Here is an 18,453-nt window from a genome sequence, read left to right as displayed (position 1 = left end):
GACCGTGCGTGGTGGCCCAGGCCACCACGCCTTTGGAGTGTTCAGCATGCTTCCCAGCGTCACCTCAGCACAATCGTTACTCAGCGCAGACGAACGCGCCGCCATCGCCGAAATAGAAGCCACCACCAGCATCCTGCAATTGGTCACCCGCCTGACCGGCATGCGCTTTGCCGGCATCGCCAAGTTCACCGATCTGGAATGGGTGGTCTGCTCGGTCCACGACCCCATGGCAATGGGGATCCATGTGGACGACGTGCTCGACCTCGAAACCACCCTGTGCAGCGAGTTCTGCATCAACCCCCAGACCTTGTTCATCCCGCAAGTCAGTGCAAACGGCCGCTTCGCCGCACGCCCGGTGGTCAAGCAGTTCGCCATCGAAAGCTACGCCGGTGCGCCGATCTTCCTGCCCGACGGCCGACTGTTCGGCGCGCTGTGTGCCTTGGATTCACAGGCAATGCTGTTTGACGACCCCAACCTGCCAGAAACCCTGAGCCTGTTTGCGCGGCTGATCGGCTGCATTTTTTTCGCTAACCTGACGCAGAGCGATCGCTGAATCCAGGCTTGCCGCGCAACCCGGCGATATCGCGCTTGGGCGGCACTCCAAACAGCCGGCTGTATTCGCGGCTGAACTGCGACGGGCTTTCATAGCCCACTTTGAACGCCGCGCTGGACACATCCTGATGCTCGTTGAGCATCAACCGGCGCGCCTCGTTCAAGCGCAGCCACTTCTGATACTGCAACGGGCTCATTGCCGTGAGTTGGCGAAAGTGATGATGGAAAGTCGCCGCGCTCATCTGCACCCGCGCCGCCAGGTCTTCAACGCGCAGTGCCGCGTCGTAATTGAGCTTGAGCCAGTCAATCGCCTTGGCGATGCGATACCCCTGCCCGTCCACCGAACAGATCTGGCGCAGTCGATCCGACTGGTCACTCTGCAATAGCCGGTAGTGGATTTCGCGCTGGATCAACGGCGCGAGGACCGGGATCGCTTCGGGCTCATCGAGCAACGCCACCAGCCGCGCAAATGACGCCAGCATGCCCTCGGTGACCACACCGATGCCGACCCCCTTCAGCGCAGAGCGCTCGCGCTTGGGCGGCAACTCACTCTGGGCTATAAGCTCGGCCAATATGCGCAGGTCCAGCTTGAAGGTCAGCCCCAGGCACGGCCGCGCAGGGCTCGCTTGCAGCACTTCGGAATTGGCCGGTATATCCAGCGACGTCACCAGAAAGCGCGACGTGTCATACGGATACCCTTCGCCGCCTACCCATAACTGCTTCTGACCTTGGGCGACCAGCACGATGCTCGGTTCGACCATGCACACCACCGGCGTGCACGGCTGCTCGCGCCGATAAAACCCCAGGCCTGGGATTGGCATGGGGCTGTCCCCAGGTGCGCCGATGCGCGAAGCGATGGCGTGAATCAGCGCGTCCAGATTGTTCTTCATAACCCGCCCTTTTTCGTTGGTTCACGAACTGTACCCCGCACAGCCCATGGCGTCCCCGGCAAACCCACAGACTCAGAGCATCAGGCAAGTAATCCAGCGCAACGCACTACAGAACCTACGGACACACCGGGAAAATGCACGGACCAACCCCTTCAAGGATCCACCCATGAAACGCCTCTTGCTTGCCCTGGGTTTGCTGGTGACGTCGTTAACTGCTCTGGGAGCCGATATGTCCAACGGTGCTGACAACTTCTACACAAGCGACAAGGTGACAGTCGAAAAGGTCACCTTCAACAACCAATACGGCCTGCAGGTTGCCGGCAACCTGTTCGTGCCGAAAAACCTCGCCACTGGCGCAAAAAACCCTGCAATCATCGTCGGCCACCCCATGGGGGCCGTCAAAGAACAGAGCGCCAACCTGTATGCCGCCAAAATGGCCGAACAGGGCTTCGTCACACTGTCCCTGGACCTGTCGTTCTGGGGCGAAAGCGCCGGTGCACCGCGCAATGCGGTGCTGCCCGACCTTTACGTCGAAGACTTCAGCGCCGCCGTGGACTTCCTCGGCACCCGGCCGATGGTCGACCGTGAGCGCATCGGCGTGATCGGTATCTGCGGCAGCGGCAGCTTTGCCATTGCTGCCGCAAAAATCGACCCACGCCTCAAGGCCATCGCCACCGTCAGTATGTACGACATGGGCGCAGCCAACCGCAACGGGCTCAAGCACGGCGTCACGCTGGAACAGCGCCGGCACATCCTGCTGCAGGCGGCGAACCAGCGCTACGTGGAATTCCAGGGCGGCGAAACCCTCTACACCAGCGGCTCGCCGCTCACGCTGACGGGCGACCCGGTGGGTGACGAGTTTTTCGATTTCTACCGCACCCCACGCGGCCAAGTCACGCCTGCCGGTGCATCGCCACAGACCACCACCATGCCGACGCTGACCAGCAACGTGAAGTTCATGAACTTCTACCCGTTCAACGACATTGAGACGATTTCCCCGCGCCCACTGCTGTTGATCACGGGTGCCAACGCCCACTCCCGCGAGTTCAGCGAGGACGCCTACCGGCGTGCGGCCGAACCGAAAGAACTGCTCATCATCCCCAATGCGGGCCATGTGGATCTGTACGACCGGGTCAACCTGATTCCGTTCGCCCAGCTCACCGCCTTCTTCAAGAACAACCTCAAGTGAAGCCCGGTCACTCGACTGCACCGCGCTGGGGCGCGGTGCTCGCCATGTCCCTGGCGGCCTTTACATTGGTCGCCTCGGAGTTTATGCCGGTGAGCCTGCTGACACCGCTGGCGGCTGACCTCGACATCACTCAGGGACAGGCCGGTCAAGGCATCTCTGTGTCGGGGCTGTTTGCCTTGCTCACCAGCCTGGTGATTGCCGCCGTGGCGGCCCGGGTGGATCGCAAGCGCCTGCTGGTGGCACTGACCCTGCTGATGATCGTGTCCGGGACGGTGGTAGCACTTGCGCCGAATTACCTGATCTTCATGCTGGGGCGTGCGCTGATCGGCGTGGCCATTGGCGGGTTTTGGTCCCTGTCGGCTGCCACCGCCATGCGCCTGGTGCCCGAAGCCCAAGTGCCGCGTGCCTTGGCCATGGTCAACGGCGGCAACGCCCTTGCAACGGTGATTGCCGCGCCGCTCGGCAGCTTTCTCGGCGGGATGATCGGCTGGCGTGGCGCGTTTTTCTGCGTGGTGCCGGTGGCAGTGATTGCCGTGGTGTGGCTGCTGATCAGCCTGCCGTCGATCAAAACCCACGGCGACGCAAAGACCACCAATGTGCTGCGCCTGATGAAACACCCGCCGGTGGCCATCGGCATGCTCGCCGTCAGTGTGTTTTTCATGGGCCAGTTCATGTTGTTCACCTACCTGCGACCGTTTCTGGAAACCGTCACTCAAGTCAGCGTATCCCTGTTATCGCTGATGCTGCTGGTACTCGGCCTGGCCGGTCTGGCGGGCACGTTCCTGATCGAACGGTTTTTGAAGCGCAGCCTGTACCCCACGCTGATTGCTATCCCATTGCTGATGGCGTTGATCGCCCTGGCCTTGGTCGCTTTCGGCAGCTCGACCTTGATGACGACCCTGTTGCTGGGACTCTGGGGCCTGGTCGCCACCGCCGCCCCCGTGGGCTGGTGGACCTGGCTGGCAAACACCCTGCCCGACAATGCCGAGGCTGGAGGCGGCTTGATGGTCGCGATCATCCAGTTGGCGATTGCTTCAGGTGCCACAGTGGGAGGCGTGGTGTTTGATATCAGTGGTTATCAGGCGACGTTCGAGTTGAGTGCGACGCTGCTGTGCGTGGCCGCGTTGCTGGCGTGGGCGGCACGCCGGGTCAGTTATCGCGCCGGGCGCTTGAGCACCGCCTGACGCGCTCAACCTTTTTCCAGGGCCGCCGATAAGCTGTCATACCCCTGACATGCAGCGAGGCCCTGCGCGAAATAATGCCCAACTCTCTCGCTCCGATCGTTCGTTCGCTGTCCACCCGTACCAGCCTGTCGCTGACGCGCACGTCACTGTTCAACTTCATGGTCCTGTTGGCCGTTGTCTTTGCGGCAGCGGCTTACTCGCTGCTTTACATTGCCCATGAGCTGGACCACACCGAGCAGGCCGAAAGCGCGTTCCATACCCGCAAAGCCATGCAGTCCATGGAAAAAGCCATGCGGGTGACGGTCAAGGATTACGCATTCTGGAGCGATGCCTACAGGCACCTGCATATCGAGGTCGACAAGGAGTGGGCCTACGCCCGTGGCAATATCGGCTCGACACTGTTCCATGATTTCGGCTTTCAAGGCCTGTTTGTGGTCAACGACGCCAACCGCACCGTCTACGCGGTGGTCGAGGGCGAACTGCAAGCCTTTGAAATCAGCGAATGGCTCGACCAGCCCCTGACCCAGCTTCTCGAACAGGCCCGCGCCGGTGCCGACGACGAAACCCCCGTGAGCACGTTCATCAACGTACGCGGCAGCCCGGCGCTGGTGGCCGCCGCCGCGATCACCCCAGGCACCGACCCCACTGTGGTTACGGATGGCCGGCCAGCCTCGGTGCTGATCTTCGTCGACATTCTCGACAGCGCCAAACTGGGCCGGATCGGCAATGACTTTGGCGTGGACAACCTGCACATCGCCAGCCCTGACGACATCGCCAAGGGCGTGTTTCTGCCCCTCGGCGACCACGGCAGCGCCGGCAGCCTGTACTGGCAGCCGGAACAGCCCGGCCGGCGCTTGATCGGTGTCGGCCTGCCCTTGCTGGGCCTGGCCGCGTTGCTGGTGTGCCTGATGACGTGGATGATTTTGCGCCGCAGCACCGCCGCCGCCCTGGCCCTGGATGCCAGTCATAGTTCATTGCAAACCAGCCAGAGTGCCTTGGCCACCAGCGAAGCGCGCTTTCGCGATGTAGTGGAAGCCAGCTCCGACTGGGTCTGGGAGATCAATGCCGCCTGGCGTTTCACCTACCTGTCGGAGCGTTTCGAAAGCGTGACCGGATTGGCCCGCGACGCATGGATCGGCGCAGCCATGAATGACCTGCTGGGCACCGAAGACGGGCTGTTGTCACAGTGGTTGTGCACGCCCGGCAGGCGCCCGGACCTTAGCGTGCTATGCCTGTATGTGGATGCCAAAGGACTGGAGCGCACCACCCGACTGTCCGCGCGGGAAATGCCGTGCGGCGGGTTTCGCGGCACGGCCACCGACGTGACCGAAGAGGTCGAGGCGCGCAGACGCATCGAGTTCCTGTCCCAGCACGACGCCCTGACCGGGCTGCCCAATCGCACGCGCCTGCAAGCCTTCCTCGACGCCAAGCTCAAGGCACTGCCGACCCTTGAGCAACCCGTGGTGATGCTCAGCCTGGACCTGGACCGCTTCAAGCCGGTCAATGATTTGCTCGGACATGCCGCCGGCGACCGTGTGCTCAACGAAGTGTCGAGCCGCCTGACCGATTGCGTGCGCCACGGCGACCTCGTGGCGCGGGTTGGCGGCGATGAGTTTGTGCTGATCCTCAGCGAGGCCGGCACCCTGAACGAAGTCGAAAACCTGTGCCGCCGCTTGATCGCCTCCATCGAGCGGGCCATCCGCATCGACGAGCAGGAAGTGTTTATCAGCGCCAGCATCGGCATTGCCCTGGCGCCCAATGACGCCAGCGCCGTCACCGAACTGCTGCGCTACGCCGACATCGCGCTGTACGAGGCCAAGTCCGCTGGGCGCAATACCTGGCGCTTTTACTCCGGCGAGATGAATGCGCGGATCATCGAGCGTCGTCGCCTGGAGAGTGATCTGCGCTACGGCATCACGCATGGGGAATTGCGCCTGCACTTCCAGCCGCGTTATCGCATTGCCGATGGCCAGATGGTCGGCGCCGAGGCGCTGGTGCGTTGGCAACACCCGGACCGCGGCCTGATCGCGCCAGACACCTTTATCCCGATTGCCGAAGAGTCAGGTTTGATCCTGTCGCTGAGCGATTGGGTGCTGGAAACCGCGTGCGCCTGTGCCGCGCAGTGGCCGGATGGGTTGTTCGTGTCGGTGAACCTGTCGCCCACAGAGTTCAAGCGCGGCAACCTGATGGAACGCGTGCGCCACGCCTTGCAGGTCTCGGGGATCGACCCGGCGCGGATGGAGCTGGAAATCACCGAAAGCGTCATGCTCGAAGACGCGGGCGGTGCGCTGGACGTGATGCGCGCCCTCAAGCAACTGGGCATCCGCATTGCCATGGACGATTTCGGCACCGGGTATTCCTCGCTGAGCTACCTGCGTGCGTTCCCGTTCGATGGTTTGAAGATCGACCGCAGCTTCCTGACCCGGCTGGAAGACAGCGAGGACGACCAAGCCATCATCCACGCCATCGTCGGACTGGGCCGCGCCCTGGCGCTGACGGTCACCGCCGAAGGCATCGAAACCGCCGAACACCTGGCGATGCTCAAGGCCGTGGCCTGTGACGAGGGCCAGGGTTACTTCCTCAGCCGCCCCCTGGATATCGACGCGTTCAACCGCTTGCTGGGCCCTGCTTGAAGAACAGGCTCGGCGTCTTGCCGAACTGTTTCTTGAACATGCTAGTGAAGGCGCTCGGGCTGTCGTAGCCCAGCTCCAGCGCCACGTCGATGATCTTCTCCCCGATCGCCATGCGTTCCAGAGCCAATAGCAGCCGCGCCTGCTGACGCCATTGGCCAAAGGTCATGGCGGTTTCCTTGCGGAACAGACGCTGGATGGTCTTCTGATCCAGGCCCAGGCGCTCGCTCCAGTCCGCTACCGTCGAGGCATCGCCCGGATCCTGTTGCAGCGCCAGGCAAATCCGCTGGATCCGCGGGTCGGCCGGTTGCGGCAGGGATAACGGCAGCGCGGGCAGGTCAGCCAGTTCGTCGAGGATCAGGTGCATGATCCGCGCATCCCGCGAATCCTCGGCATACGGCGGCTTGAGGCTGACCGAGGCTTTGATCAGCTCGCTCAGCAGCGGCGAGATGCTCACCGCCTTGGTTTCGGTGGGCAGATTGGGGAAGCTGTCGGGGCGCACAAACACGCTGCGCATTTTCAGCGGGCCCACACAGCGCAGGGAATGCACGTGCCCGCAGGGCATCCAGAAGCCGCGATTGGGCGGCACGGTCCACTGATTCTGCGCCGAATGCACTACCATGACCCCTTCGGTCGCGTAGAGCAGTTGATGCTTCTCGTGGCTGTGATCGGGGATCACCCAGTTTTCCGGATAGTCGGTGGCCGAACTGATCACGGCCCACTCGCCTTCGTCGATCTCCTGCAGGAATTTATCCAGTGATTTGATCATTTAGCCCTTTTTGCGACAGTTACCGCCCGAATTTCGTGAGACAGACATTTTTACTGAATCTAGCATAAACCCCGAAACAATTTGAAATGGACCGCCAACCACGTATTGGCGGCCCCTGTTCACCGCCTTGTATGGAATGCCTGCATGTCGACACTCACCGCGTCACCCGCCACTGCCACCCCTGCGCCCCAAGCAAGCCCCCTGGTCATGCGCATCCTCGGCGCCTGTGCGCTGGCGCACTTGATCAATGACCTGATCCAGGCCGTGCTGCCGTCGATCTACCCGATGCTCAAGGCCAACTACGGGCTGACGTTTGCCCAGGTGGGGCTGATCACCCTGACCTTCCAACTGACCGCCTCGCTGCTGCAACCGTGGATCGGCTACCACACTGACCGTCATCCCAAGCCCTGGCTGCTGCCGGCCGGCATGGTGTGCACCTTGATCGGTATTCTGATGCTGGCGTTTGTCGGCAGCTTCCCGGCGATCCTGCTGGCGGCAGGGCTGGTGGGCGTGGGCTCGTCGACCTTCCACCCGGAAACCTCCCGCGTGGCGCGCCTGGCCTCCGGCGGGCGCTACGGCCTGGCGCAGTCGACCTTCCAGGTCGGCGGCAACACTGGCAGTGCCTTGGGCCCGTTGCTGGCAGCGGCGATCATCATTCCCTACGGCCAGGGCAATATCGCCTGGTTCGGGCTGTTTGCCGTGTTCGCGATCCTGGTGCTGTACGGCTTGAGCCGCTGGTACCGCAGCCACCTCAACCTGTTCAAGCTCAAGCAAGGCGGCAAAGCCACCCACGGCTTGTCCAAAGGCCGCGTGACGTTTGCCCTGGTGGTGCTGGCAGTGCTGGTGTTCTCCAAGTACTTCTACATGACCAGCCTGACCAGCTACTTCACGTTTTACCTGATTGAAAAATTCCACCTGTCGGTATCGAGTTCCCAGATGTACCTGTTCCTGTTCCTCGGTGCGGTGGCCGTGGGCACCTTCGCGGGTGGACCGATCGGCGACAGGATCGGGCGCAAGAAAGTCATCTGGTTCTCGATCCTTGGTGCCGCGCCGTTCACCCTGGCCCTGCCCTATGTCGACCTGTTCTGGACGGCCGTGCTCAGCGTGGTAATCGGCTTTATCCTGGCCTCGGCGTTCTCGGCCATCGTGGTGTTTGCCCAGGAGTTGGTGCCTGGCAACGTCGGCATGATCGCCGGGATATTTTTCGGCCTGATGTTCGGCTTCAGCGGGATTGGCGCGGCGTTGCTCGGTTTGCTCGCCGATACCCACGGCATCGAGTACGTCTACAAACTGTGCTCGTTCCTGCCGCTGGTGGGCATCCTGACGGTCCTGTTGCCATCGACCAAAGGGATCTGACTGGCCGATCATCGGCTGGCTGTGTGCCATTACCCAGAAAGCTCTGAAAAACCTGCGTGTGCGCTTACAATCCCGGTTTGAACGCACACCAGGCAGATCCGGCAAGACATGACGCTCGACCCTCCTACGATTCTGGCACTCACCGTTGCCCTGGCAGCCGCTGCCGCCCTTTACCTGCTGGTTGAATGGCGCAGCGTGCGCGAGCCCTCGCTGCTGTTGTGGAGCAGCGGTTTCGCCACCATCACCATTGGCTCCACCTTGGCCCTGCTGCGCATCAATGGCTTTTTAGTCATCGGTATCTGGTTCGCCAACGGTTTGCTGGTGACCGCACACTTCCTGTTTCTGCTCGGCGTAGCGCGGTTTACCCAAGTGCGGGTGTCGCGTGCCTGGGTCCTGATGCCCGCGATCTGGTTCGCCATGCTCGCCTTGCCAGCCGACCCGTCCTGGTCCAAGGCCATGCTGGCGGTGCAATCGCTGTTGGTCGCACTGCCCACCCTGCGCGCCAGTTTCCTGCTGCGGCCCCATGGCCGGTCCCTGAGCGTCGGCGCGGTGCAGCTGCGTTTCGTGCTGCTGCTCCACGGGATCTTTTACGTGGCCAAGGCACTGTCGGTGGTGATCCCCGGCACTTTGATCGACCTCGCGGCCTTCAAGGGCGAAATCATCCAGGTCTCCCTGGTCGAAGGCGCCATGGCAATCATGCTGATTGCCCTGTCCATGACCGGCTCCGAACGCTACCGCCGCGAACAACACATCGCACGCCTCGCGGCCCGCGACCCACTCACCGCCCTCTACAACCGCCGCGCCCTCGACCTGCGCGCCCCGCGCCTGCTGGCCCAGGTCTCCCCAACCCAACCCGGCGCCCTGCTGCTGATCGACATCGACAACTTCAAAGGCGTCAACGACCTCCACGGGCACACGGCTGGCGACCGCCTGCTGATTGCCCTGAGCGAAATGATCCGCGCCGTCGTGCCCCAAGGCGCATTGGCGGCGCGGCTGGGCGGCGATGAGTTTGTGATCCTGCTGAACCCGGCGTCGGCCGAGCAGATCGTCGAGCTGGGCAGCAACCTGCGCGGGCAGTTCCAGCAACTGGCCGCGCAGAGCTTCAGCACCCCGCAGCCCGTGACCCTGAGCATCGGCGCCAACCTGTTCGATCAGCCGCCGGAAAGCCTGGCGGCGTTGATCGAGCAAGGTGATTCGACGTTGTATGAGTCCAAGCGGGGTGGGCGGGACAGTATTCGGTTGGTGGATCGGACCGGCGTCAGTACCTAGCGCTAGAGATCGTAACTAACCCCAACACTCCGCCCCGTCCTCACCGACTCCAACGCACACTCCGCCAAATGCAACGCATACAACCCATCCCGCACGCTGGTGGGCAGTTCGCGACCGTCGTTGAGCGCGTCAATGAACTGGGTCAGCTCATTGCGATAGGCATCCGCATACCGCTCCAGGAAAAAGTGCTGCAGCGGTTCCAGCGCTTCAGTGTGCTCGGCCCCCCAGTGGCGCAAGGTGCTGGGTCGGTGGTTGTCGGTGAGCAGGACGCCGGTGGCGCCGGAGACTTCGACGCGTTGGTCGTAGCCGTACACCGCCTGACGACAGCAGTTGATGTGGCATTGCTTGCCGGAGGCCGTGCGCAGCAGGACCATGACGCTGTCGTAGTCGTCGATCTGTTCCAGGGTGGGGTCGACCAGGCGGCTGGCAATGGCGCTGACTTCCACGGGTTCTTCGCCGAGCAGGTGGCGGGCGGTGTCGAAGTCGTGGATGGTCATGTCGCGCAGGATGCCGCCGGAGTGCGCCAGGTAGTCACGCGGGGCCAGGCCGGGGTCGCGGCTGGTGATGATGACTTGGCGCACGGCGCCGATCTGGCCGGCGTCGAGGGCTTGGCGCAGGCGCAGCATGTCGGGGTCGAAGCGACGGTTGAAGCCAAGCATGACATTGCCACCCTGGCGCTCCACGGCCTGGGCGGCACTGCGGGCCTTGGCGATGTCGAGGTCGATGGGTTTTTCGCAGAGTACCGCTTTACCTTCGGCCACCGCCGCCAGCATCAGGTCGATATGGGTGTCGGTCGGGGTGCCGATCACGACGGCGTCGATGTCTTTGCGGGTGAGCACGGCGGCGCAGTCGTAGGCCGCTTCGCAACCCAGTTGCGTGCTGAGCGCATCGACCCCTTCGCGCCAGGGGTCGGCCACCAGCACCAGCGTGGCGTTGGGGTGGGCGGCGACGTTGGCGGCGTGGATCCTGGCGATGCGCCCGGCACCTAGAATAGCGATACGTAACATGGTTGAACTCCTGATGTTGTTTTTAAAGGGAGTACTCAGTCCGGCAGGTTGAACGGTGTGACGATCTGCACCTGTGACGGCGCAATCGGCCCGGCCTTCCATAGCCGATGGTGTTGCAGGATGTGCAGGAACACATGGCGCGCATCGATCTGCAGGTTGTGGTCGATGATCGCGGCGACTTTTTCTTCGCGTAGTAACTGGCGGTTTTCTTCGTCGAGGTCGTGGCCGATAAACACCTCCAGCGGGCGCTCCAGGGCGGCGAAGGCATCGACGATTGCGCGGTTGCCGCCGCCGACGCTGTACACCGCCTTGAGTTCTGGATGTTGTTTTAGCGCCTGGCTCACGCGGTCGAACGTGCGGTCGTACACGCCGTAGCCGCCGCTGATGTCCAGCACCCGCAAGTGCGCCGCCCGGCCACGCAACCAGGCGCGAAAGCCCATCTCGCGCTCTTCTTCGCCACGGAACAGTTCGCTGCCGATCACCACGGCCACGTCCTGGGGCTGCGCCGGCAGCCAGCGGGACATCAGATAGGCGGCCGTCTGGCCGGCGGTGCGGTTGTCCATGCCCACGTAGCCGATGCGCTCGCTTTGCGGCAGGTCCGTCACCAAGGTCACCACGGGAATGCCCGCCGCGATCAGTTGCTTGACCGCCTGGTTCACCGCTGGCTCATCGGCGGCCTTGAGCACCACGCCCTGGCTGCCGGTGTCGAGGCAACGCAGCAACTGGTCGTGCATGGCCTGAGGCTCGATTTCTTCGAACAGGTGAAAGCGAGGTGCAATACGAAACGGCGCCAGGCTACCCAGTTGCGCGACGATCGCCGCCTGTACCGCCGCGCTGAAGCGCTGGGGCGTGTGCATGATCACGTCGACATGGAACGTGCGCCCCACCGCCAGGCCGTTTTTTTCCTGGGACTCCAACTCATCCAGCGCCTGCTCGATGCGCCGCGAGGTCTGCGCATGCACGCTGCCGCGCTGGTGCAGCACGCGGTCGACCGTGGCTTTGCTCACACCGGCCTGCGTCGCGAGTTGCTTGATGGAGAAATGTTTTGCGCGTTCGAGCATGGGTTTCGCCTGAGGTGTTTTTGAGGTCTTATTTGGGCGTTACTGAGGTTTTGCAATGCTAATCTCCATTTTGCCCGCCGTCGAGCCGGGCGATGAAAACAACAACAAATCCAGGAGAACTTCATGCCCAACACCGATCTCGCCACCTCGTTCAGCGGCCAGTACTTTGTCGTCACCGGCAGCACCCAAGGCCTGGGCGCGGCGGTGGCCCACACCCTGGCACGACGCGGCGCCGCCGGGCTGATCATCTGTGGCCGTCGTCGTGCCCAGGGTGAAGAGCAAGTGCGGCAACTGGCGCAACTGGATTGCCAGGCAATTTTTGTCGAGGCGGACCTGGAGAAAGTCGAGGATTGCCGGGCGATCATCAACGCGGCACGCACCCACTTCGGCACCTTGCATGGGCTGGTGAACTGCGCGGGGATGTCGGACCGCGGCACCATCCTCGATACCTCGCCGGAGCTGTTCGAGCGGCTGTTTGCGGTGAATGTGCGGGCACCGTTTTTCCTGATGCAGGAAGCGCTCAAACTGATGATCAGCAACGGCGTGGAAGGCGCCGTGGTGAATATCCAGAGCGTCACCGGGCATGGCGGGCAGTCGTTTTTGAGTGCCTACGCGGCGTCCAAGGGAGCCCTGGCGATCCTCACCAAGAACGTCGCGTTCAGCGCCCTGCGCAACCGCATCCGGGTGAATGGCTTGAATATCGGCTGGATGGACACGCCCCACGAGGATGATATCCAGCGCCAGTACCACGGTGCCCAGGACGGTTGGCTGGCCAAGGCCGAAAGCGCGCAACCGTTCGGACGCTTGCTCAAGCCCGAGGAAGTGGCGCAGAGCGTGGCGTTTTTACTGTCCAGCGAGTCCGGCATGATGACCGGCTCGGTGATCGATCTGGAGCAAGGCGTGGTCGGTTGTACCGACGGCGGCAGCCCGCAACCGCATCAGGCCCTGAGCCTGTCGGGAGGTGTGTGATGTCGGCATTCGTCAGCGCCGAAGCGGTGCGCCTGGAAGACTTCCAGCGGCTGTGCTCGCAACAGGCCCATGCCAAGGATTATCCGCTGTGCGCCGAGGTAGTCGGCAATGTGCCGATCTATCGGGCCCACACCCTGCGCAACAGCGACCGCCGCGCGGTGATGGATGAACTGCACCGCCTGTTCCGCGATGGACCGGGGGTGATGGTGGTGCGCCAGGCGTATGAGGACCTGGACGTAGTGGACCGCCATAGCCAGGTGTTCGAGGCGATCTTCGCCACTGAGGCCGCGCAAGGCGTGGCCGCCGATCATTTTGCCAAGGCCGGTAGCAACGGGCGTATCTGGAACTCGCTGCAAAAAGCGGCGTTAGAGTCGCCGCAATCTTTTGTCGAGTATTACGCCAACCCGCTGCTGGGGCTGATTGCCGAAGCGTGGCTGGGGCCGAGTTACCAAGTCACGGCCCAGGTGAATGTGGTGCATCCCGGCGGGCAGGCGCAACAGCCGCACCGGGATTACCACCTGGGCTTCCAGACCAACGATGTGGTGGAGCGCTTTCCGCTGCCGCTGCACGTGCTGTCGCAATACCTGACGTTACAAGGCGCGGTGGCCCACACGGACATGCCGCTGGAAAGCGGACCGACCCAGTTGCTGCCGTTTTCCCAGCAATACGCCTTGGGCTATTTGGCGTGGCGTCGCGAAGATTTCATCGACTATTTCCAGCAGCATGCCGTGCAACTGCCCCTGAACAAGGGCGACCTGCTGTTCTTCAACCCGGCGCTGTTCCATGCCGCCGGCACCAACCGCACCGTCGACCGCCATCGCATGGCCAATCTGCTGCAAATCTCCTCGGCGTTCGGCAAACCGATGGAAGCCCTCGACCGTGACCGCATGATGCTGGCGGTCTATCCGGCATTGCTGGCCAACCCAACGTTGGACGCCCAGGCCGTGATTGCCTGCACGGCCGATGGCTATTCCTTCCCTACCAACCTCGACACCGACCCGCCGCTGCGGGGCCTGGCCCCGCAAACCGGGCAACAGCTGATGCAGCAAGCTCTCAACGAACGCTGGCCCTATTCGGACTTCGCCGCAGCAGTGGCGCAGATGCGGGCCAAGCGTCAGGCATGAATCGCTTTAACAACAACAAAAACAGCGGAGCACCATCATGAAGAAGCAACTCCTTGCGGCACTGTTTACCCTGGCTGTCAGCCCTTGGGCCCTGGCCGATATACGGATCGGCGTGAGCATCGCCCAGGTCGACGATGTGTTCCTCGCGCAAATGCGTGACTACATGGCGAGCCACGCCAAGGAACTGCCCGGTGTAACCCTTCAGTTCGAAGACGCCCAGGGCGATGTAGTGCGCCAGCTCAACCAGGTGCAGAACTTCACCGCACAAGGCATGGACGCGATCATCGTCAACGCGGTGGACACCGCCGCCACCCAGAAAATGACGGTGAATGCCCAGCAGGCGAAGATCCCGCTGGTGTACGTCAACCGTCGTCCGGAGTTCAAGGATGTTCCGCCGGGCGTGGGGTACGTGGGCTCGGATGAGATCAAGGCCGGCGAAATCCAGATGCGTTATCTGGCGCAGAAAATGGGCGGCAAGGGCAACCTGGCGATCATGCTGGGGCTGCTGTCGAACAACGCCACGCACAACCGGACGCTGGGCGTGAAGAACGTGCTCAAGGACTACCCCGATATCAAGATCGTCGAGGAGCAGAGCGCCGAATGGCAGCGCAGCAAGGCGATTGACCTGATGAACAACTGGATTGTCTCGGGCCGCAAAATCGATGCGGTGGCGGCGAATGCCGATGAAATGGCGATTGGCGCGGCCATGGCGATCAGCCAGGCGGGCATGCAACCGGGCAAGGACATATTGGTCGCCGGCAGCGATGGCGGCGCGGCCGGGCTGGATGCGGTCAAAAAAGGCCAGTTGCTGGTGACGGCGTATCAGGACAACAAGGGGCAAGCGGTGGGTTCGATTGACCTGGCGGTGAAGATGGTGAAAAAACAGCCCTACGAGGCTGAGCTGACCATTCCTTACCAGCAGATCACCAAGGACAACTACCAGGCGTTCCTCAACCCTTGATAGATTTGGGTCAGTAAGGGGCTTTTGTGGTGAGCGGGCTTGCCGCGCGAGGCAAGCTCGCTCACCACAGAAGTCAGAGAAACGCCGCAGAGTGTTCATACCAGCCTGGAATTTTTTGGACGGTCATTGCTCCCTCCTCCCCCGCAGCACGATGTAAAGCAACGGGCCCACCGACACAAACACCGCCGTCAGCAAAAAATACGGCACCACCGACAACACCGAGCGCCCTCGCCCACGCGCATCCCGATACATCCATACGCACGCCAATATCGCCATCAGGTACAGGTCAATCACTACTTGCGCGGTGTCCGGCCGCGAGAGCAATTGCTGCCCAAAAGCCCATAACGATTGCTCGGCAGTCAACAGAGTGAACAGGGTGTAGAGGGAAAACCCGAGCAAAGCGGCCAGGGCAATCGAGGGTCTTGGCATGATGTCTTCCTTGAAGTGATCGAGCCCCACCTTAGCGATAAGGTTTGGCCCTCGCAATGACCTTAGAGGTCATTGCGAGGGCCACGAAAAATCCTTTTTGTCGACCTTCACCGCGTTCGGCATGCCTCAGGACATCACCCTCACCTCGCTGCGCATCGAGCATCTGATTCCCGCTGACGAGGCGACCTGGCAGGTGATGCGCGCCGCCTTCGCGGACTATTCGGCGCTGGTTTTGTGAAATATCTGTACGTAGACTGCGGCCATACCTCAACTTAAGGCGGCGAAGAAAACGTCATGCAAGTTACCGAAGTCTCCATTGCCCAATTGCGCGCTGCGCTTGAATCCGGCCAGACCACTGCCGTTGTGCTGGTCCAGGCTTACCTTGCCCGGATCGAGGCCTACGACGGCCCGCAGACCGCTACCGCGTTGAACGCCGTGGTGGTGCGCAACCCCGAAGCGCTTCAAGAAGCCGAGGCGTCCGATGCGCGCCGGGCCAAAGGCGAAACATTGGGGCCACTGGATGGCATTCCCTATACCGCCAAGGACAGCTACCTGGTCAAGGGGCTGACTGCGGCCTCGGGCAGCCCGGCCTTTGCCAAGCTCGTCGCTCATCGCGATGCGTTCACCATCGAACGCCTGCGCGCCGGTGGCGCTATCTGCCTGGGCAAGACCAATATGCCGCCGATGGCCAATGGCGGCATGCAGCGTGGCGTGTATGGCCGTGCCGAAAGCCCGTATAACGCTGAGTACCTCACCGCGCCGTTCGCCTCCGGTTCGTCCAACGGCGCGGGCACTGCCACCGCCGCCAGTTTCGCGGCATTCGGCCTGGCGGAAGAAACCTGGTCCAGCGGGCGTGGCCCGGCGTCCAACAATGGCCTGTGCGCCTACACCCCGTCCCGTGGGGTGATTTCGGTGCGCGGCAACTGGCCGCTGACGCCAACCATGGACGTGGTGGTGCCCTATGCGCGCACCATGGCCGACCTGCTGGAAGTGCTCGATGTGGTGGTCGCCGAAGACTCCGACACCCGTGGCGACCTGTGGCGCCTGCAACCCTGGGTGCCGATCCCCCGCGTCACCGACGTGCGCCCGGCGTCTTACGCTGAACTGGCCGCGACGGCAGAGTCCCTCGCGGGCAAACGCCTGGGCGTACCGCGCATGTACATCAATGCCGACCCCGACGCCGGCAGCAGCGAAAAGCCCGGCATCGGCGGCCCGACCGGGCAACGGATCAACACCCGTGAGAGCGTGATCGACCTGTGGAAAGACGCCCGCACGGCGCTGGAAGCAGCGGGTGCCGAAGTGATCGAGGTGGATTTCCCGCTGGTGTCCAACTGCGAAGGCGATCGCCCCGGCGCGCCGACGGTGTTCACCCGTGGGCTGGTGTCCAAGGAATTCCTGCACGACGAGTTGTGGGAACTGTCCGCCTGGGCCTTCGATGACTTCCTGCGCGCCAACGACGACCCAACGCTCAACCGCCTGGCGGATGTGGACGGCCCAAAAATCTTCCCACACGACCCCGGCACCCTGCCTAACCGTGAAGACGACCTCGCCGCCGGCATGGACGAATACGTGCGCATGGCCCAGCGCGGCATCACACCCTGGAATGAAATCAGCACCGTGCCCGACGGCCTGCGCGGCCTGGAACAAACCCGGCGCATCGACCTGGAAGACTGGATGGACAAGCTCGGCCTCGACGCCGTGCTGTTCCCCACCGTCGCCGACGTCGGCCCGGCCGATGCCGATGTGAATGAAGCCAGCGCGGACATCGCCTGGAGCAATGGCATCTGGGTGGCCAACGGCAACCTCGCCATCCGCCACCTGGGCGTACCTACCGTCACCGTGCCGATGGGCGTGATGGCGGACATCGGCATGCCGGTGGGGCTGACATTTGCCGGGCGCGCCTATGATGACTCGGCGTTGTTGCGCCTTGCGGCGGCGTATGAGGCAACGGGCAGCAAGCGCCTGATTCCGCCGCGTACCCCGCCGCTGGCAGACAACTAACGGCTCAACCCGTGGGAGGGGGCTTGCCCCCGATAGCGGAGTGTCAGTCAAAGCTGTTCCACCTGAACCACTGCCATCGGGGGCAAGCCCCCTCCCACATTTTGATCTTCGGCGTGTCAGTTGCTTGGCTTTGTCTTAAAAGGTCGCCAGCACATTGCCGTGCTTATGGATGCTTGTCAGTGTTCCGGCGCTGCCACTCATCCACCACGTCACCCAGGGTCTTGGGGGTCTCGTTGCGAATCCACGCCATGAAGGGGCGGTCGAATTTGAAGCTCGGCGCGCAGTGCTCACACATGAAGCGGCGCACGTTCTGGGTGTTTTTGTAGTGCGCGGTCACGGGAGTGGCGCGGGTGATGGGGTCGCTGTGCCAGTCAAAATCCATTTTTTCGCTCGGGCAGGTGAGGTGTCGGCGTTAGCATAGCGATGCGCCTGTTTCCGAGGAAGCACCAAAACCAGGCAACTCAAAGAACTCAATGTGTTGGGACATCGTATAAGCGCATTCAATCTTATATGCCCAATAATTTCAGGATATTTCGAAATTTCACTTTCCATCGTCACAGGAAATATTGCATGGTTGTACGACGACTACAGCTGTCGTCTACATCCCCAACAACAATAAGGAAACATCCATGCAGAACGTCAAACTACTGATCGGTTTTCTTTGCCTGTTCAGCGGCTACGTGGCCGCATCCCCTGCCGACAAAGACGTCGCCCAAGCGGTCGATCACCTGACCCAAGCCATGCTGCATAAAGACATCAAGCAGCTTCAGGCCCTGACCGCCGAGCAACTCACCTACGGCCACTCCAGCGGCAAGATCCAGAACAAACAGGAGTTCATCGCCGATATCGAGACCGGTCGCAGCGGCTTCAAGACTCTGGAAATGCAAAAACAGACCATCACCCTGCAAGGCGACACGGCGCTGGTGCGCAACCACTTTCACGCCCAGGCGGTGAACAGTGGCGTGGAAGTACCCACCGACATCGAAAACTTCCAGGTCTGGCAGAAACAGAAAGGCCACTGGCTATTGATCGGTCGCCAGGCGTTTAAATTCTGAAGGCAAG

General features: G+C 62.4%; 17 protein-coding genes and 1 pseudogene. 12 read left to right on the top strand and 6 right to left on the bottom strand.

What is annotated here, in order from left to right; genetic code table 11:
* Positions 1–46: 46 nt before the first annotated feature.
* Complete coding sequence (locus EJD88_RS08870) at positions 47–553, top strand: GAF domain-containing protein (protein WP_099585335.1); 507 nt, start codon at positions 47–49, stop codon at positions 551–553.
* On the opposite strand, the gene EJD88_RS08865 is transcribed toward EJD88_RS08870, so the two are convergent.
* Positions 528–1,442 (bottom strand): AraC family transcriptional regulator, encoded by a 915-nt coding sequence (locus EJD88_RS08865; RefSeq protein ID WP_099585336.1) that lies wholly within the window; start codon positions 1,440–1,442, stop codon positions 528–530. The genes EJD88_RS08870 and EJD88_RS08865 overlap by 26 nt on opposite strands.
* 166 nt (positions 1,443–1,608) lie before the next feature.
* Here EJD88_RS08865 and EJD88_RS08860 point away from each other — a divergent pair, with 166 nt between their 5' ends.
* The 3 genes from EJD88_RS08860 (at position 1,609) to EJD88_RS08850 (ending at position 6,448) form a co-directional block, all read left to right on the top strand.
* Positions 1,609–2,631 (top strand): alpha/beta hydrolase, encoded by a 1,023-nt coding sequence (locus EJD88_RS08860; protein WP_158877767.1) that lies wholly within the window; start codon positions 1,609–1,611, stop codon positions 2,629–2,631.
* Positions 2,632–2,675: 44 nt separating this feature from the next.
* Entirely contained in the window at positions 2,676–3,815 is a 1,140-nt protein-coding gene (locus tag EJD88_RS08855; RefSeq protein ID WP_158877788.1) for an MFS transporter, read from the top strand.
* A gap of 74 nt (positions 3,816–3,889) precedes the next feature.
* On the top strand, positions 3,890–6,448 hold the full coding sequence (locus EJD88_RS08850; RefSeq protein WP_158877765.1) for an EAL domain-containing protein: 2,559 nt from the start codon (positions 3,890–3,892) through the stop codon (positions 6,446–6,448).
* On the opposite strand, the gene EJD88_RS08845 is transcribed toward EJD88_RS08850, so the two are convergent.
* Positions 6,423–7,214 carry a helix-turn-helix domain-containing protein gene (locus EJD88_RS08845; protein ID WP_099585339.1) on the bottom strand — a complete coding sequence of 264 codons (792 nt, stop codon included), beginning with the start codon at positions 7,212–7,214 and terminating at the stop codon, positions 6,423–6,425. The two genes, EJD88_RS08850 and EJD88_RS08845, sit on opposite strands and share 26 nt — an antisense overlap.
* 144 nt (positions 7,215–7,358) lie before the next feature.
* Here EJD88_RS08845 and EJD88_RS08840 point away from each other — a divergent pair, with 144 nt between their 5' ends.
* Entirely contained in the window at positions 7,359–8,570 is a 1,212-nt protein-coding gene (locus EJD88_RS08840) for an MFS transporter (protein ID WP_099585340.1), read from the top strand.
* 108 nt (positions 8,571–8,678) lie between these two features.
* The gene (locus EJD88_RS08835) at positions 8,679–9,839 is read left to right on the top strand and encodes a GGDEF domain-containing protein (RefSeq protein WP_158877763.1); all 1,161 of its coding nucleotides are present in this window, start codon (positions 8,679–8,681) and stop codon (positions 9,837–9,839) included.
* A gap of 2 nt (positions 9,840–9,841) precedes the next feature.
* On the opposite strand, the gene iolG is transcribed toward EJD88_RS08835, so the two are convergent.
* Both iolG and EJD88_RS08825 read right to left on the bottom strand, forming a co-directional pair.
* Complete coding sequence (gene iolG, locus EJD88_RS08830) at positions 9,842–10,846, bottom strand: inositol 2-dehydrogenase (protein ID WP_158877761.1); 1,005 nt, start codon at positions 10,844–10,846, stop codon at positions 9,842–9,844.
* Between the two features lie 35 nt (positions 10,847–10,881).
* Positions 10,882–11,907 carry a LacI family DNA-binding transcriptional regulator gene (locus EJD88_RS08825; RefSeq protein ID WP_099585343.1) on the bottom strand — a complete coding sequence of 342 codons (1,026 nt, stop codon included), beginning with the start codon at positions 11,905–11,907 and terminating at the stop codon, positions 10,882–10,884.
* Positions 11,908–12,030: 123 nt separating this feature from the next.
* Between EJD88_RS08825 and EJD88_RS08820 the strand changes: the two genes are divergently transcribed.
* Genes EJD88_RS08820 through EJD88_RS08810 form a run of 3 tightly spaced genes read left to right on the top strand, consistent with a single transcriptional unit; the run spans position 12,031 to position 14,961 of the window.
* On the top strand, positions 12,031–12,876 hold the full coding sequence (locus tag EJD88_RS08820) for an SDR family oxidoreductase (RefSeq protein ID WP_158877759.1): 846 nt from the start codon (positions 12,031–12,033) through the stop codon (positions 12,874–12,876).
* Complete coding sequence (locus EJD88_RS08815) at positions 12,876–14,000, top strand: phytanoyl-CoA dioxygenase family protein (RefSeq protein ID WP_158877757.1); 1,125 nt, start codon at positions 12,876–12,878, stop codon at positions 13,998–14,000. Before EJD88_RS08820 ends, EJD88_RS08815 begins: the two co-directional genes overlap by 1 nt.
* 37 nt (positions 14,001–14,037) lie before the next feature.
* Entirely contained in the window at positions 14,038–14,961 is a 924-nt protein-coding gene (locus tag EJD88_RS08810) for a sugar ABC transporter substrate-binding protein (protein WP_158877755.1), read from the top strand.
* A 123-nt stretch (positions 14,962–15,084) separates the two neighbouring features.
* On the opposite strand, the gene EJD88_RS08805 is transcribed toward EJD88_RS08810, so the two are convergent.
* Positions 15,085–15,390: a DUF2834 domain-containing protein gene (locus tag EJD88_RS08805; RefSeq protein ID WP_099585347.1), complete on the bottom strand. Its 306-nt coding sequence runs from the start codon at positions 15,388–15,390 to the stop codon at positions 15,085–15,087.
* Positions 15,391–15,475: 85 nt separating this feature from the next.
* Here EJD88_RS08805 and EJD88_RS08800 point away from each other — a divergent pair.
* Together EJD88_RS08800 and EJD88_RS08795 are read left to right on the top strand one after the other, a co-directional pair.
* Positions 15,476–15,628, top strand: a pseudogene (locus tag EJD88_RS08800) (transcriptional regulator); the annotation flags it as partial.
* A gap of 56 nt (positions 15,629–15,684) precedes the next feature.
* Complete coding sequence (locus tag EJD88_RS08795) at positions 15,685–17,391, top strand: amidase (protein ID WP_158877753.1); 1,707 nt, start codon at positions 15,685–15,687, stop codon at positions 17,389–17,391.
* A gap of 163 nt (positions 17,392–17,554) precedes the next feature.
* Here the strand turns inward: EJD88_RS08795 and EJD88_RS08790 are convergent, their stop codons facing one another.
* The gene (locus tag EJD88_RS08790; protein ID WP_158877751.1) at positions 17,555–17,773 is read right to left on the bottom strand and encodes a DUF6434 domain-containing protein; all 219 of its coding nucleotides are present in this window, start codon (positions 17,771–17,773) and stop codon (positions 17,555–17,557) included.
* Between the two features lie 247 nt (positions 17,774–18,020).
* Here EJD88_RS08790 and EJD88_RS08785 point away from each other — a divergent pair, with 247 nt between their 5' ends.
* Positions 18,021–18,446: a nuclear transport factor 2 family protein gene (locus tag EJD88_RS08785; RefSeq protein ID WP_099585350.1), complete on the top strand. Its 426-nt coding sequence runs from the start codon at positions 18,021–18,023 to the stop codon at positions 18,444–18,446.
* The last annotated feature ends 7 nt before the right edge of the window (positions 18,447–18,453 follow it).

This window comes from Pseudomonas sp. PB105 (assembly GCF_009764655.1).
Taxonomy (GTDB): Bacteria; Pseudomonadota; Gammaproteobacteria; order Pseudomonadales; family Pseudomonadaceae; genus Aquipseudomonas; species Aquipseudomonas cyclaminis.
Note: the sequence above shows the minus strand (reverse complement) of the source record. Positions and strands in the feature narration are given on the sequence as shown.

Coding starts and splice junctions, on each gene's coding strand:
- EJD88_RS08870 (WP_099585335.1), top strand. CDS start 47: ATGCTTCCCAGCGTCACCTCAGCACAATCGTTACTCAGCGCAGACGAA.
- EJD88_RS08865 (WP_099585336.1), bottom strand. CDS start 1,442: ATGAAGAACAATCTGGACGCGCTGATTCACGCCATCGCTTCGCGCATC.
- EJD88_RS08860 (WP_158877767.1), top strand. CDS start 1,609: ATGAAACGCCTCTTGCTTGCCCTGGGTTTGCTGGTGACGTCGTTAACT.
- EJD88_RS08855 (WP_158877788.1), top strand. CDS start 2,676: ATGTCCCTGGCGGCCTTTACATTGGTCGCCTCGGAGTTTATGCCGGTG.
- EJD88_RS08850 (WP_158877765.1), top strand. CDS start 3,890: ATGCCCAACTCTCTCGCTCCGATCGTTCGTTCGCTGTCCACCCGTACC.
- EJD88_RS08845 (WP_099585339.1), bottom strand. CDS start 7,214: ATGATCAAATCACTGGATAAATTCCTGCAGGAGATCGACGAAGGCGAG.
- EJD88_RS08840 (WP_099585340.1), top strand. CDS start 7,359: ATGTCGACACTCACCGCGTCACCCGCCACTGCCACCCCTGCGCCCCAA.
- EJD88_RS08835 (WP_158877763.1), top strand. CDS start 8,679: ATGACGCTCGACCCTCCTACGATTCTGGCACTCACCGTTGCCCTGGCA.
- iolG (WP_158877761.1), bottom strand. CDS start 10,846: ATGTTACGTATCGCTATTCTAGGTGCCGGGCGCATCGCCAGGATCCAC.
- EJD88_RS08825 (WP_099585343.1), bottom strand. CDS start 11,907: ATGCTCGAACGCGCAAAACATTTCTCCATCAAGCAACTCGCGACGCAG.
- EJD88_RS08820 (WP_158877759.1), top strand. CDS start 12,031: ATGCCCAACACCGATCTCGCCACCTCGTTCAGCGGCCAGTACTTTGTC.
- EJD88_RS08815 (WP_158877757.1), top strand. CDS start 12,876: ATGTCGGCATTCGTCAGCGCCGAAGCGGTGCGCCTGGAAGACTTCCAG.
- EJD88_RS08810 (WP_158877755.1), top strand. CDS start 14,038: ATGAAGAAGCAACTCCTTGCGGCACTGTTTACCCTGGCTGTCAGCCCT.
- EJD88_RS08805 (WP_099585347.1), bottom strand. CDS start 15,390: ATGCCAAGACCCTCGATTGCCCTGGCCGCTTTGCTCGGGTTTTCCCTC.
- EJD88_RS08795 (WP_158877753.1), top strand. CDS start 15,685: ATGCAAGTTACCGAAGTCTCCATTGCCCAATTGCGCGCTGCGCTTGAA.
- EJD88_RS08790 (WP_158877751.1), bottom strand. CDS start 17,773: ATGGATTTTGACTGGCACAGCGACCCCATCACCCGCGCCACTCCCGTG.
- EJD88_RS08785 (WP_099585350.1), top strand. CDS start 18,021: ATGCAGAACGTCAAACTACTGATCGGTTTTCTTTGCCTGTTCAGCGGC.